Origin of the sequence: Tepidimonas sediminis (assembly GCF_007556605.1) — a bacterium.
GTDB classification, from domain to species: Bacteria; Pseudomonadota; Gammaproteobacteria; order Burkholderiales; family Burkholderiaceae_C; genus Tepidimonas; species Tepidimonas sediminis.
On sequence record NZ_VJND01000002.1, the window covers coordinates 89,629 to 102,517 of the forward strand.

Annotated in this window: 13 protein-coding genes; 7 read left to right on the top strand and 6 right to left on the bottom strand. The window is 72.4% G+C overall.

Annotation, left to right across the window (positions count from 1 at the left end):
* Positions 1-13: 13 nt before the first annotated feature.
* From Tsedi_RS02370 to Tsedi_RS02385, 4 genes are all read left to right on the top strand, one after another.
* The gene (locus Tsedi_RS02370; RefSeq protein WP_143893221.1) at positions 14-1,342 is read left to right on the top strand and encodes a methyl-accepting chemotaxis protein; all 1,329 of its coding nucleotides are present in this window, start codon (positions 14-16) and stop codon (positions 1,340-1,342) included.
* Positions 1,343-1,409: 67 nt separating this feature from the next.
* A complete protein-coding gene (locus Tsedi_RS02375; RefSeq protein WP_185970552.1) occupies positions 1,410-3,179 on the top strand; it encodes a methyl-accepting chemotaxis protein in 1,770 nt (589 codons plus the stop codon).
* A 19-nt stretch (positions 3,180-3,198) separates the two neighbouring features.
* Positions 3,199-5,346 (top strand): putative bifunctional diguanylate cyclase/phosphodiesterase, encoded by a 2,148-nt coding sequence (locus Tsedi_RS02380; protein ID WP_143893225.1) that lies wholly within the window; start codon positions 3,199-3,201, stop codon positions 5,344-5,346.
* 49 nt (positions 5,347-5,395) lie between these two features.
* On the top strand, positions 5,396-6,901 hold the full coding sequence (locus Tsedi_RS02385; RefSeq protein WP_143893227.1) for a M20/M25/M40 family metallo-hydrolase: 1,506 nt from the start codon (positions 5,396-5,398) through the stop codon (positions 6,899-6,901).
* A 37-nt stretch (positions 6,902-6,938) separates the two neighbouring features.
* Here the strand turns inward: Tsedi_RS02385 and Tsedi_RS12320 are convergent, their stop codons facing one another.
* Genes Tsedi_RS12320 through Tsedi_RS02400 form a run of 4 tightly spaced genes read right to left on the bottom strand, consistent with a single transcriptional unit; the run spans position 6,939 to position 8,941 of the window.
* Positions 6,939-7,106 carry a hypothetical protein gene (locus Tsedi_RS12320; RefSeq protein ID WP_246099145.1) on the bottom strand — a complete coding sequence of 56 codons (168 nt, stop codon included), beginning with the start codon at positions 7,104-7,106 and terminating at the stop codon, positions 6,939-6,941.
* A gap of 38 nt (positions 7,107-7,144) precedes the next feature.
* Positions 7,145-7,333: a HEPN domain-containing protein gene (locus tag Tsedi_RS12325; RefSeq protein ID WP_246099146.1), complete on the bottom strand. Its 189-nt coding sequence runs from the start codon at positions 7,331-7,333 to the stop codon at positions 7,145-7,147.
* Complete coding sequence (locus Tsedi_RS02395) at positions 7,330-7,719, bottom strand: nucleotidyltransferase domain-containing protein (RefSeq protein WP_143893229.1); 390 nt, start codon at positions 7,717-7,719, stop codon at positions 7,330-7,332. Before Tsedi_RS02395 ends, Tsedi_RS12325 begins: the two co-directional genes overlap by 4 nt.
* A 25-nt stretch (positions 7,720-7,744) precedes the next feature.
* Positions 7,745-8,941, bottom strand: coding sequence for an MFS transporter (locus Tsedi_RS02400; protein WP_143893231.1), 1,197 nt, complete (start codon positions 8,939-8,941; stop codon positions 7,745-7,747).
* Between the two features lie 154 nt (positions 8,942-9,095).
* Between Tsedi_RS02400 and gshA the strand changes: the two genes are divergently transcribed.
* From gshA to Tsedi_RS02415, 3 genes are read left to right on the top strand one after another with little or no spacing between them, the layout of a single operon-like run.
* Positions 9,096-10,391: a glutamate--cysteine ligase gene (gene gshA / locus Tsedi_RS02405; RefSeq protein WP_143893233.1), complete on the top strand. Its 1,296-nt coding sequence runs from the start codon at positions 9,096-9,098 to the stop codon at positions 10,389-10,391.
* On the top strand, positions 10,381-11,385 hold the full coding sequence (gshB, locus tag Tsedi_RS02410) for a glutathione synthase (RefSeq protein ID WP_143893235.1): 1,005 nt from the start codon (positions 10,381-10,383) through the stop codon (positions 11,383-11,385). The genes gshA and gshB overlap by 11 nt, the downstream gene beginning before the upstream one ends.
* Complete coding sequence (locus Tsedi_RS02415; protein ID WP_143893237.1) at positions 11,382-11,732, top strand: VanZ family protein; 351 nt, start codon at positions 11,382-11,384, stop codon at positions 11,730-11,732. Before gshB ends, Tsedi_RS02415 begins: the two co-directional genes overlap by 4 nt.
* On the opposite strand, the gene Tsedi_RS02420 is transcribed toward Tsedi_RS02415, so the two are convergent.
* Together Tsedi_RS02420 and Tsedi_RS02425 are read right to left on the bottom strand one after the other, a co-directional pair.
* Positions 11,698-12,033, bottom strand: coding sequence for a DMT family transporter (locus tag Tsedi_RS02420; protein ID WP_143893240.1), 336 nt, complete (start codon positions 12,031-12,033; stop codon positions 11,698-11,700). The genes Tsedi_RS02415 and Tsedi_RS02420 overlap by 35 nt on opposite strands.
* A 19-nt stretch (positions 12,034-12,052) precedes the next feature.
* Complete coding sequence (locus Tsedi_RS02425; RefSeq protein ID WP_143893242.1) at positions 12,053-12,880, bottom strand: ABC transporter permease; 828 nt, start codon at positions 12,878-12,880, stop codon at positions 12,053-12,055.
* Positions 12,881-12,889: the final 9 nt, after the last annotated feature.

The following is a 12,889-nucleotide window of genomic DNA, read 5'->3' on the forward strand; positions in this document are numbered from 1 at the left end:
GAAGGAAAGCGCCATGACTGGAGTGGAATGGATGCGCGCCTGGAGCGTGCGGGCCCGCATGCTGGGCGCCGTCGCCGTGGTGCTCGCGCTGATGCTGGCGCTGATGGGCGTGGGCGTGTGGGCCGTGCACCACATGCAGATCGCCCAGCACGAGGCGCTGACGCTGGCGTGGATTGCCGCCGGCGACGGTGCGAACGAGGCGTTCGCGCAGCAGATGATCGAGCTGACCGAGCACGGCGAGCAGATCCGCGCCCAGGCCCTGTGGGCACTGGGCGCGGCGCTGCTGGTGGCGATGGCCATCGTCGCCCCGACCACATGGTTGAACCTGCGCAGCATCGTTCACCCGGTGCAGCAGGCGCAGGCGCTGGCGGTGGCGATCGCGCGCGGTGACCTCACCACGCGTGCCGACACCGGCGGGCAGGATGAGCTGGCCGAGCTGATGCGCAGCCTCGCGGACATGCAGGCGTCGCTGGCCCGCACGGTCGGCGAGGTGCGTGCCACCGCCGAGCGCATGCGCGCCACGGCCGAGTCGGTGGCCGGCGGCAGCCAGGATCTGGCCCGGCGCACCGAGCAGACCGCCGAGCACCTGCGCCAGACCGCCACCGCGATCGACGACCTGACGCGCCACGTGGCCGCCAGCAGCGAGGCGGCGCAGTCGGCGATCGAACTGGCGCGGCGCAACGCCGAGGTGGCCGACCGCGGCGGGCAGGCCGTCGGACAGGTGGTGGCGACGATGGAGGGCATCCAGGCCGCCAGCCGCAAGATCGCCGACATCATCGGCGTCATCGACGGCATCGCGTTCCAGACCAACATCCTGGCGCTCAACGCCGCGGTGGAGGCCGCGCGCGCCGGCGAGGCCGGCCGCGGCTTTGCCGTGGTGGCGGGCGAAGTGCGCCAACTGGCGCAGCGCAGCGCCCAGGCGGCCAAGGAGATCAAGACCCTCATCGAGGCCAGCGTCGCGCAGGTCGGCGCCGGCACCGCGCAGGTGCACGCGGCCGGTGCCACCATCCGCGACATCGTCGCCAACGCCGAGCAGGTCTCGGCCTTCATCCGCGAGATTTCCGCCGCCACCCAGCAGCAGGCGCAGGGGCTGGCGCAGATCAACGCCGCGGTGGCCGAGGTCGACCAGATGACCCAGCAGAACACGGCGCTGGTGGCGCGCAGCACCGACACCGCCACCCACGTGCGTGCGCAGGCCGAGCGCATGACCAGGATGGTCGCGGTATTCCGCCTGCCGGGCGAGGCCGGTGAGCACGCGCCGCTGGTGCCGGCGCAGGTGCGCGGACATGGCGACCCCTCGACCTACCACGGGCCGGAGCGGCGCCGGCTGGGCGCGTCGTGATGCGGTTGGCGAGAGGCCCGCGAAGCAATGCGATGAAGCTCAACGATCGTCGTCAGGAGATGCGAGCATGAAATTGGACAACATGCGCTTGGCCGTGCGCCTGCCCCTCGGCTTCGCCATTCTGCTGGTGCTGCTGCTTTTCGTGGCGGGGGTCGGCCTGCGGGAGATGCTGCGCGTGGAGGCCGAGCTGGCCGAGGCCAAGGCCTTCGAGCGCCGTGCCGTGGCCACCGCGCGCTGGGCGGCGCTGAGCGAGCTCAACGCCCAGCGGGTCATGGCGATCATCAAGTCCGGGGGTGAACCGTCGGTCAAGGCGTATTTCGAGCCGTTGATCCAGGCCACCAGCGCGGAGATCAGCGAGCTGCAGAAGGAGCTGGAGGCTTCGGTGCGGCATCCTCGGGCGCGCCAGGCCCTGGAGCAGCTCGCGGGGCTGCGCAAGGCCTACGTCGACGCGCGCCAGCAGGCGCTGCAGGCCATCGCCAACGGTGCCACCGAGGAGGCCGCCCAGCTGGCCGACGCCAAGGTGTTGCCGGCGCTGCAGGCCTATCAGCGGGCGCAGGCCGAGCTCGTGGTCCTGCAGAATGAATTGTCCGACCAGGTCAAGGCCGAGGCGGCCGCCGCCGTGGTCATGTCGGAGCGCATCGTCGCCGGGCTGACGCTGATCGCCTTGGTTCTGGGCGGGTTCATCGCCTGGAGCGTGACGCGCTCGATCGTGCGGCCGGTGCGGGAGCTGGTCGAGCTCAACGCCCGCATCGCGCAGGGCGAGCTCGATCACCGGCTCGACACGGCACGCGGCGACGAGATCGGCGAGTTGCTGCGCAGCAAGGAGCAGGTGCTGGCCAACCTGCGCCGCGTGGTGGGCGACATCCGCCGCGCCAGCGTGCAGATCGAGGCTGCCAGCCGCGAGATCGCGGCCGGCAACCAGGATCTGTCCAGCCGCACGGAAAGTGCCGCGGCCAGCCTGCAGCAGACCTCGGCCAGCATGCAGCAGCTGACCGACGCGGTGCGCCACAGCGCCGATGCGGCGCGCACCGCCAACCAGGTGGCGCAGCAGGCCTCCGACGCGGCGCAGCGCGGCGGCGCGGCGGTGCGCGAGGTCATCGGCACCATGCAGGGCATCGAGGCCAGCAGCCAGAAGATCGCCGACATCATCCAGGTGATCGACGGCATCGCGTTCCAGACGAATATCCTGGCGCTCAACGCCGCGGTGGAGGCGGCGCGCGCCGGCGAGGCGGGCCGCGGCTTTGCGGTGGTGGCGGGCGAGGTGCGCGCGCTGGCGCAGAGGAGCGCCCAGGCCGCCAAGGAGATCAAGGCGCTGATCGAGGAAAGCGTGGCGCGCGTGCAGCAGGGCGGCCAGCAGGTGGACGCCGCCGGCCGCACGGTCGAGGAGATCGTGCAGGCGATCCAGCGCGTGGCCGACATGATCGGCGAGGTCACCGCCGCCACCACCGAGCAGAGCGACAGCATCGTGCAGGTCAACGCCGCCATCGGCCAGCTGGACCAGGCCACGCAGCAGAACGCGGCGCTGGTGGAGCAGTCCGCGGCCGCCGCCGAGAGCCTGCGTCAGCAGGCCGCCGAGCTGCTGCAGGTGGTGGCGCAGTTCCGCACCGGCGATGCCCTGCCCGCCGCCGCGCCGGCGCCGGCGGCGCGCCCGACGCTGCCGCGCGCGGCCGTGCGCAAGCCGGCCGCCGCGCCCAAGCCGTTGCCGGCCGCGCCGCGGCGGGAGCCGACGCTGCCCAAGCCGGCCGCCGCCGCGGCCAAGCCGGCGCCGGCGGCGCGCCCGGCGCCACCCGCCGCCGCGCCCAAGCCCGCCGACGACGGCGACTGGGAAACCTTCTGACCGCGGCTGACGGCGCGCGATGACCCATGATTTCACCGCCACCCTGCCCGGGATGGCCAGCGCCGCCGCCGACGAGGCCGCGCGCGCCGGCCGGCTGTCGGTGGCGGAGCTGCTCGACCATCTGCAGCACGCGCTGGTGGTGCTGGATGGCGAGGGGAGGGTCATCGGCTACAACGCCAGCGCGCTGACGCTGCTGGAGCTGCCCGAGGAACTGATGGCGCGCGCGCCGCTGATCGACGAGGTGGTGCGCTGGCAGGCCGCGCGAGGGGACCTGAAGGGCGATCCGGAGCATCTGCTGCAGCGCGTCTGGCACCACCTGCGCGCCACGCAGGGCAGCGGCCAGCCGCACGTCTACACCTATACCACCGCCAGCGGCCGCACGCTGCAGGGTTCCACCATCGCGCTGCCCGGCGGCGGCTGGGCGCGCGTCTACACCGACGTCTCGCGGCACGCGCAGGCGCTGGCGGCGCTGCGCGACAGCGAGGCGCGCTTCCGCAGCCTGACCGAGCTGTCGGCCGACTGGTACTGGGAATGGGACGCCGAAGGCCGCTACACGCGGCTGGAGGGGCGCGTGGTGCGGGAGCACGACATCGCGTCGCTGTTCCTGGGCCGGCGGCCGTGGGACGTGCCGGCGCCCAACCGCCCGCGGCCGCAGGATTGGCGCGCGCTGCTGGACAAGGTCGAGCGGCGCGAGCCGTTTCGCCGCTTCGAGGTGCAGCGCGTGCTGCCCGATGGGCGCAGCTACTGGTTCGCCCTGAGCGGCGAGCCGGTGTTCGACGCGCACGGCGTCTTCGTCGGCTACCGCGGCATCGGCCGCGACGTCACCGCGCGCAAGGAGGCCGAGGCCACCATCGAGCGCCTGGCGTACTACGATGGTCTGACCGGCCTGTGCAACCGGCGCTCGTTCCAGGACCGGGTGGTGCAGGCGCAGGCCAGCAGCGCGCGCAGCGGCCAGTGGGCGGCGCTGTGCTTCATCGACCTGGACAACTTCAAGGACATCAACGACGCCTACGGCCACGCCGCCGGTGACGCCCTGCTGCGCGAGATGGCGCAACGCCTGCGCGAGGCCGTGCGTGCCGAGGACACGGTCGGGCGGCTGGGCGGCGACGAGTTCGTCGTGCTGCTGGAGGACTTGCGCGACGACGAGGAGCAGGCCGCCTGGCGCGCGCAGCACGTGGCCGAGAAGCTGCGCCAGGCGCTGGAGCGGCCGATGGTCATCGACGGCCATGACCTGCAGGCCACGCCCAGCATCGGCATCACGCTGTTTCGCGGCCAGACCGACACGGTGGAGGAGATCCTGGGCCGCGCCGACCTGGCGATGTACCACTCCAAGGCCGCCGGACGCAACGCGGTGCGCTTCTTCGACCCGGCGATGCAGGCGCGCGTGGTGCAGCGCGCCACGCTGCAGCGCGAGCTGCGCCATGGCCTGCGCGACGGCGAGCTGCTGCTCTTCGGCCAGCCGATCGTCGACATGCGCGCGCAGGTGTGCGGGCAGGAGGCGCTGCTGCGCTGGCGCCACCCGGTGCGCGGCATGGTGCCGCCGGCCGAGTTCATCCCCGTGGCGGAGCAGACCGGGCTGATCCTGCCGATCGGCCAGTGGGTGCTGCGCGAGGCCTGCCGCGTGCTGGCGCGCTGGGCCGCCGACCCGGCGCGCGCCGGCTGGACGCTGGCGGTCAACCTGAGCGCGCGCCAGCTGCGTCAGCCGGACTTCGTCGACGGCGTGCGGCAGGCGCTGCATGCGGCCGGGGCCGACCCGCGGCGGCTGAAGCTGGAGCTGACCGAAAGCCTGCTGCTGCACGACGTGGAGGACACCATCGCCAAGATGGAGGCGCTCGCCAGCCTCGGCATCCAGTTCGCGCTGGACGACTTCGGCACCGGCTACTCGTCGCTGAGCTACCTCAAGCGCCTGCCGCTGACGCAGCTCAAGATCGACCGCAGCTTCGTGCGCGACCTGCTGACCGACCCCAACGACGCGGCCATCGCCCGCACCATCCTGCAGCTGGCGCAGAGCCTGGAGATGGAGGTGGTGGCCGAGGGCGTGGAGACGGCCGAGCAGTTCGAGGTGCTGCGCGCGATGGGCTGCCGGTTGTTCCAGGGCTACCATTTCGGCCGGCCTGCGCCGCTGGAGCCGGCCCACCTGTCGCCCGAGCTAGCGCCGCCCGCCTGATCGGCTGGCCTGTCTCTTGCTTCATGTTCCGTCCACCGACCCCGCACCCATGAACGCCCGCCTGCCCGATCCTGCCCAGCCCGTGCTCGATGCGCCCGCCACCCGCGCCCGCGTGGACGAGCGCTGGCAGCGCGACATCCTGCCGGCACTCGAGCGCTACATCGAGATTCCCGCCAAGTCGCCGATGTTCGACCCCGACTGGGCCGCGCACGGCCACCTGGAGGCGGTGCTGCGCGACGCCGCCGACTGGGTGGCGCGCCAGCCGGTGCAGGGGCTTCGGCTCGAGATCATCCGGCTGCGCCGCCCGGACGGCACGCCCCGCACGCCGGTGCTGCTGTTCGAGGTGGCCGCGCGCGCCGGCGCCGACGGCACGCCCGCGCCGGCCAGCGGCCAGACCGTGCTGATCTACGGTCACCTGGACAAGCAGCCGGAATTCGCCGGCTGGCGCACGGGCCTGGGGCCGTGGACGCCGCGCCTGATCGACGACCGCCTCTACGGCCGCGGTGGCGCCGACGACGGCTACGCGGTCTATGCGGCCCTGGCCGCCGTCGAGGCGCTGCAGGCCGCCGGCCAAGCGCACCCGCGCATCGTCGGCCTGATCGAGACCGGCGAGGAAAGCGGCTCGCCGGATCTTCCGGCCACGCTGGAGGCGCTGCGCGCGCGGCTGGGCGACGTCGGGCTGGTGGTGTGCCTGGACAGCGGCGCCGGCAACTACGACCAGCTGTGGCTGACCACCAGCCTGCGCGGCATGGTCAGCGGCGTGCTGCGCGTGGACATCCTGACCGAAGGCGTGCACTCCGGCGACGCCTCGGGGGTGGTGCCGTCGTCGTTCCGCATCCTGCGCCACGTGCTGGAGCGGCTGGAGGACAGCGCCACCGGCCGCCTGCTGCCGGGCTTCTTTCACTGCGAGATCCCGGCCGAGCGCATCGCGCAGGCGCGCGCCACCGCCGCGATCCTTGGCGACGAAGTCTGGCGGCGCTTTCCGTGGGCGCACCACGACTGCGGCGGCAGCACGGCGGTGGCGCTGCCGGTCACGACCGACCCGGTGGAGGCGCTGCTGAACCGCACCTGGCGCCCGACGCTGTCGGTGACCGGCGCCGAGGGGCTGCCGCCGCTGCGCGACGCCGGCAACGTGCTGCGCCCGTACACCGCGTTCAAGCTCAGCCTGCGCCTGCCGCCGTTGATGGACGCGGCCGAGGCGGCGCAGCGCCTCAAGGCGCTGCTGGAGGACAACGCCCCCTACCAGGCGCGCGTGACCTTCGAGCCGGAGGGCGCCGCCAACGGCTGGAACGCCCCGGCCAGCGCCCCGTGGTTCGAGCAGGCGCTGCAGGCCGCCAGCCAGGCGCACTTCGGCGCGCCATGCGCCACGCTCGGCCAGGGCGGCACGATCCCGCTGATGAACATGCTGAGCGCAGGCTTCCCGCGCGCGCAGATGATGGTCTGCGGCGTGCTCGGGCCGCAGAGCAACGCCCACGGCCCGAACGAGTTCCTGCACGTGCCCTACGCCCGCCGCCTGACCGCAGCGGTGGCCGAGGTCATCGCGCGGATGCCGTGACGGCAGGCGGCGGGGTCTCGGCCGTGGGGGCCTGGGTTCAGGTCTCGCCCGTCCTTGGCACGGCCTGCCGCACCGCCTGCACGAAGCGCCGCGCCTGCCCCACCAGTTCCGCGGCCTCGGCCATATCGATGGATTCCCCGGTGTAGTCCGCCAGCTGGCGCAGCTCCAGCGCGCGGTTGAGCTGGCGTCCGCACTCGCGCGGCATGCGGCCCGGCTTGACGACATGAAGGCCGAACGCGGCGATCAGGCCGCTGTGGGTGCGCGCCGCGGCCCCCGCTCCCCCCGCCCAGGACCACGGTCAGCGTCGCGCGCGGCATCGAACATCGCGTAGTAGGCGCGGTTGACGGCGCCGTCGGGGTCCCCCCGTTCCAGCAGGGCTTGCGCCGAGGCCGCGGCCACCTCGGCCTTGGCCAGCAGGTCGGTGGCGTTCATGGTGGTTCGAGGGGCCAGACCGCGCGGCCCTCGTCGGCGATGCGCTGCAGCAGCGCCGGGTTGGGGTGACGCTGCGGCTGCGCCCACTCGTCCTGCCACACCGGTAGCGGCGAGATGCGCACCCCATGCTCCAGCAGGACGTCGAACGCGGCATCGGCCAGCTCCAGCGCCACCGGCGCGCGGCGCGGCTGACGCGGCAGCAGCAGCGCCACGTCCACGTCGCTGTCGGGGCGGTGATCGCCCCGTGCGCGGCTGCCGTACACCCAAGCGGCCTGCAGCGGGTGGCGGGGCGCGATGCGCGCCAGAAAGGCACGCACGGCACGTGCCGTCGGCGCGTCGAGCGCCGTGTCGCTGCGGGCAGGGGTCGTGAGCGCGGCGGCGGACATGGCCTCAACGGTATGGTGCGAGAACCTATCGTAGCGAAACCGGCGCCGCCGCGCCACGGTTGCGCTCCCGCCACGCCAGCGCCAGCAGCGCCAGGCCCATCAGCGCCACCGGCACCGTGGAGCCGAGGTTGAGCCACCACCAGCCCTGCGTCGTCACCAGCGCGCCGGAGGCGAACGACGTCAGCGCCATCGTCGCGAAGACGCCGAAGTTGATCGCCGCCTGCGCGCGGTCCTTCTCCTCCGCGCGGTAGGCCTGCATCGCCAGCGTGGTGCTGCCGGTGAACAGGAAGTTCCAGCCGACGCCGAGCAGGAACAGTGCCACCAGGAACTGGTGCAGATCCTGCCCCGACAGCGCAATCGCGATGCAGGCGGCGTTGAGCAGCACGCCCACGCCCATGATGCGCAGCACGCCGAAGCGCTGGATCAGGTGCCCGGTGACGAAGCCCGGCGCGAACATGCCGATCACGTGCCACTCCAGCACCAGCGCCGCATCCGAAAACGGCAGGCCGCAGGTCTGCATCGCCAGCGGGGTGGCCGCCATCAGCAGGTTCATGACGCCATAACCGAGTGCCGCGCCCAGCGCCGCCACCGCAAAGCGCGGCTCCTCGCGCAGCAGCTGCACCACGCTGCGCCCGCCGGCGGCGCGGCCACTCGAGCGTGGCGGCTCGGCCGGAAAGCGGATGCCGGCCATCACCGCCATGCCCAGCAGCGCCACCCCGGCCAGCGCCAGGTAGGCCCCGAGGAACGGCGTGCCGAGCACGTCGCGCGTGTGGTTGGCCAGATTGGGCCCGACGATGGCGCCGATCAGCCCGCCGGCCAGCACCAGCGAGACGGCCTTCTCGCGCTGCGACGGCGCGGCCAGCTCCCCGGCGGCGAAGCGGTAGAGCTGCCCGTTGGCGCTGTAGTAGCCCGCCACCACCGTGGCCGTCACCAGCAGCGCGAAGCTGCCCAGCCACAGCGCCAGCGCCGCCAGCAGCGCCGAGGCCAGCGCCACCGCCAGGCCCACCTGGAACGCCACCCGCCGCCCCCAGCGCGCCTGCGAGCGCGCCACCAGTCCGGTGGACAGCGCCCCGCCGACCACGTAGCCCATCACCGGCAGCGTGGCCATCCAGCCGACCGGCGCCAGGCTCAGGCCCACCAGCCCGTTGATCGCGATGAAGACGACGTTGTTGGTCAGGAACAGGCCTTGGGCGATGGCCAGCAGCCACAGGTTGCGGTTCATGCGGTGCGGTTATACCGCATACCGTTCGGGGTGTCGTGCGTGCGCCAGCCGCGCACCCCTCCCGGGTGTTCCGGCGTCATGCCGCCTTCCTACAATCGGCGCATCGCCCCCCGGTGCCGCCGGGGGCTCTCATGCAACCGCGGAGGGCGCACCCATGGTCCCGCATCTGGTCACCGCGCTGACCGGCCCGATCAACGAGCTGGAGCAGCGCATCCTCGAATCCACCCCGGTCATCGAGCGCTGGTTCCGGCTGGAGTGGATGGAGCACACGCCGCCGTTCTACACCTCGGTGGACATCCGCAACGCCGGCTTCAAGCTCGCGCCGGTGGACACCAACCTGTTTCCCGGCGGCTGGAACAACCTCACCGCCGAGATGGTGCCGCTGGCGGTGCAGGCCGCCATGGCCGCCATCGAGAAAATCTGCCCGGAGGCCAAGAACCTGCTGCTGGTGCCGGAGAACCACACGCGCAACACGTTCTACCTGATGAACGTGGCGCAGCTGCAGCGCATCTTCTATTCGGCGGGGCTCAACGTTCGCATCGGCTCGCTCAACCCGGAAATCAAGGAGCCGACCACGATCGACCTGCCCGGCGGCGAGCGCATCGTGCTGGAGCCGATCATCCGCCAGGGGCGCCGCATCGGGCTGAAGCATTTCGACCCCTGCACCATCCTGCTCAACAACGACCTGTCGGCCGGCGTGCCGGGCATGCTGGAGGATCTGCACGAGCAGTACCTGCTGCCGCCGCTGCACGCCGGCTGGCACGTGCGGCGCAAGAGCAACCACTTCCGCGCCTACGAGGAGGTGGCCAAGCGCTTCGGCAAGCTGATCGGCATCGACCCATGGCTGATCAACCCGATGTTCACGCACTGCGGCGAGGTCAACTTCGCCGAGGGGCAGGGGCTGGAATGCCTGCAGACGCAGGTGGACGCGCTGCTGGCGCGCATCCGGCGCAAGTACAAGGAATACGGCATCCAGGAGCGGCCGTTCGTCGTCGTCAAGGCCGACAACGGCACCTACGGCATGGGCGTCATGATGGTGCGCGACGCCGCCGAGCTGGCCCAGCTCAACCGCCGCACCAAGAACAAGATGAACATCATCAAGGACGGCCGCCAGGTCACCGGCGTGCTGATCCAGGAGGGGGTCATCACGCACGAACAGATCAACGACGCCGTGGCCGAGCCGGTGGTCTACATGATGGACCGCTACGTGGTGGGGGGCTTTTACCGCGTGCACGCCGAGCGCGGCGTGGACGAGAACCTCAACGCCCCGGGGGCGAGCTTCGTGCCGCTGGCGTTCGAGAAGAGCGCGCTGCAGCCGCAGCCGGGCCGCCCGCCGGGGGCGAGCGTGCCCAACCGCTTCTACATGTACGGCGTGGTGGCGCGGCTGGCGATGCTGGCCGCCGCCTACGAGCTGGAGGCCACCGACCCGGAGGCTGAGCATGGCGTCTGAGCTCGCCGGGGCGGGCGCACCGCTGCGGCGCGTGCTGGTGGTGGCCGACCCGCTGCACACCTTCGCCACCTGCAAGGACAGCACGTACGCGATGATGCGCGAGCTGGCGCGCCGCGGCGTGGCGCTGTGCGCCTGCGAGCCGGCGCATCTGCACTGGCGCAGCGGCGAGCCGGTGACGGCGTGGGTGCGCGAGATCGAGCTGACCGGCGCGGCCGACGACTGGTTTCGCGTGGTGGACCAGCGCCGCGAGCCGCTGCACGCCTTCGACGCCGTGCTGATGCGCAAGGATCCGCCGTTCGACGCCGAGTATTTCTATGCCACGCACCTGCTGCAGCAGGCCGAGCGCGAGGGCGCGCGCGTCTTCAACCGCCCGGCGGCGCTGCGCGATCATCCGGAGAAGCTGGCGCTGATGGAGTTCGCCGAGTGGGCGCCGCCGACGCTGGTGACGCGCTCGGCGCAGGCGATCCGCGCCTTCCACGCCGAGCACGGCGACATCATCCTCAAGCCCCTGGACGGCATGGGCGGGCGCGGGATCTTCCGCGTCGGCCCGGACGGGCTCAACCTCGGCGCCGTGATCGAGACGCTGACGCAGCACGGCCACACCACCATCATGGTGCAGCGCTTCCTGCCGGCCATCGCGCAGGGCGACAAGCGCGTGCTCGTGATCGGCGGCGAGCCGGTGCCCTACTGTCTGGCGCGCATCCCGCAGGGCGGCGAGGTGCGCGGCAACCTGGCCGCGGGCGGGCGGGGCGTCGCGCAGCCGCTGTCGGAAGCCGACCGGGCCATCGCGCGCGCGCTCGGGCCGCGGCTGGCCGCGCGCGGGCTGCTGCTGGTGGGGCTGGACATCATCGGCGAGCACCTGACCGAGGTCAACGTCACCAGCCCGACCTGCTTTCAGGAGATCACGCAGCAGACCGGCTGGGACGTGGCGGCGCGCTTCGTCGATGCGCTGCAGGCGGCGCTGGCCGGCGCCTGGGCGGAGAAAGGGGCGTGAGCGCGCGGCCGTGGCGGCTGGCGTTCCTGGCGGTGCTGGGCGGCGTGACGCTGCTGTCGCTGCTGCCGCCGCGCCATCTGCCGGAGGTCGCCTTCGACGTCTGGGACAAGGCGCAGCACGCGCTGGCCTACGCCGCCCTGGCGCTGCTGGCGCGCCTGGGCTGGCCGCGGGCGCCATGGCCGGCGCCGGCGGCCGCGCTGCTCGCCCACGGCGCCGCCATCGAGCTGGCCCAGCAGGCCAGCGGCTGGCGCCAGGGCGACCCGCTCGACTGGCTGGCCGACGCGGTGGGCGTGGCCGCCGCCATGGCCGTGGTCAGTGCCCGCCGCCGGCGCGCGACCACAGGTTGAGCACCAGCACCCCGGCGATGATCAACCCCATGCCGAGCAGGCCGACGGCATCGATGCGCTGGCCGTACAGCCACCACGCGGCCAGCGTGATCAGCACGATGCCGAGCCCCGACCACACCGCGTAGGTGACGCCGACCGGGATGTGCCGCAGCACCAGCGACAGGCAGTAGAACGACAACCCGTAGCCCGCCACCACCACCAGCGACGGCAGCGCGCGCGTGAACCCGTCGCTGGCCTTCAGCGCCGTCGTGCCGACGACCTCCGCGACGATGGCCAGCGCCAGCAGCAGCCAGGGGTTCATCGCGTGCCGCTCCGAGGGGTCACAGCTTTTCGGTCTCGCCCGCCTTGGGCTGCCAGGTCAGCAGCCGTCGCTCGAGGCGGCCCACCAGCGCATCCAGCACCAGTGCGAACGCCGTCAGCACCAGGATGCCGGCCATCACGGTGTTGATGTCGAAAGTGCCCTCGGCCTGCAGGATCAGGTAGCCCACCCCCTGGCTGGAACCGAGGTATTCGCCCACCACCGCGCCGACGAAGGCCAGCCCCACGCTGGTGTGCAGCGAGCTGAACACCCAGCTCGTGGCGCTGGGCAGGTAGACGTGGCGCAGCAGCTGCCGCGGGCTGGCCCCGAGCATGCGCGCGTTGGCCAGCACCACCGGGCTGACTTCCCGCACGCCCTGGTAGACGTTGAAGAAGACGATGAAGAACACCAGCGTCACGCCCAGGGCGACCTTGGAGCCGATGCCCAGCCCGAACCAGACCGAGAAGATCGGCGCCAGGATGATGCGCGGCATCGAGTTGAGCGCCTTGATGTAGGGCTCCAGGATCGCCGAGGCCATCGGCGACAGCGCCAGCCAGAGTCCGGCCGCCAGCCCCGTCATCGAGCCGATGCCGAACGCCAGCAGCGTCTCGGCCAGCGTCACGCCCAGGTGGCGGTAGATGTCCGCATCGGTCACGAACCAGGCCCAGATGCGCTGCAGCACCTTCAGCGGCTCGCCGAAGAAGAACGCGGCCTGCCGGTCGTTGTCGAACAGGAAGGGCGGGATCAGACCCGGCTTCGTCAGCACGTGCCACAGCACGAACAGCGCCGCCAGCAGGCCCAGTTGCCACAGCCGCAGGTTGCCCGGTCGGGGTTGGAGGCGTTGCCACATGGTGGAGAG

Coding starts and splice junctions, on each gene's coding strand:
- Tsedi_RS02425 (WP_143893242.1), bottom strand. CDS start 12,880: ATGTGGCAACGCCTCCAACCCCGACCGGGCAACCTGCGGCTGTGGCAA.
- gshA (WP_143893233.1), top strand. CDS start 9,096: ATGGTCCCGCATCTGGTCACCGCGCTGACCGGCCCGATCAACGAGCTG.
- Tsedi_RS02375 (WP_185970552.1), top strand. CDS start 1,410: ATGAAATTGGACAACATGCGCTTGGCCGTGCGCCTGCCCCTCGGCTTC.
- Tsedi_RS02370 (WP_143893221.1), top strand. CDS start 14: ATGACTGGAGTGGAATGGATGCGCGCCTGGAGCGTGCGGGCCCGCATG.
- Tsedi_RS12325 (WP_246099146.1), bottom strand. CDS start 7,333: ATGAACGCCACCGACCTGCTGGCCAAGGCCGAGGTGGCCGCGGCCTCG.
- Tsedi_RS12320 (WP_246099145.1), bottom strand. CDS start 7,106: ATGCCGCGCGAGTGCGGACGCCAGCTCAACCGCGCGCTGGAGCTGCGC.
- Tsedi_RS02395 (WP_143893229.1), bottom strand. CDS start 7,719: ATGTCCGCCGCCGCGCTCACGACCCCTGCCCGCAGCGACACGGCGCTC.
- Tsedi_RS02400 (WP_143893231.1), bottom strand. CDS start 8,941: ATGAACCGCAACCTGTGGCTGCTGGCCATCGCCCAAGGCCTGTTCCTG.
- gshB (WP_143893235.1), top strand. CDS start 10,381: ATGGCGTCTGAGCTCGCCGGGGCGGGCGCACCGCTGCGGCGCGTGCTG.
- Tsedi_RS02380 (WP_143893225.1), top strand. CDS start 3,199: ATGACCCATGATTTCACCGCCACCCTGCCCGGGATGGCCAGCGCCGCC.
- Tsedi_RS02385 (WP_143893227.1), top strand. CDS start 5,396: ATGAACGCCCGCCTGCCCGATCCTGCCCAGCCCGTGCTCGATGCGCCC.
- Tsedi_RS02420 (WP_143893240.1), bottom strand. CDS start 12,033: ATGAACCCCTGGCTGCTGCTGGCGCTGGCCATCGTCGCGGAGGTCGTC.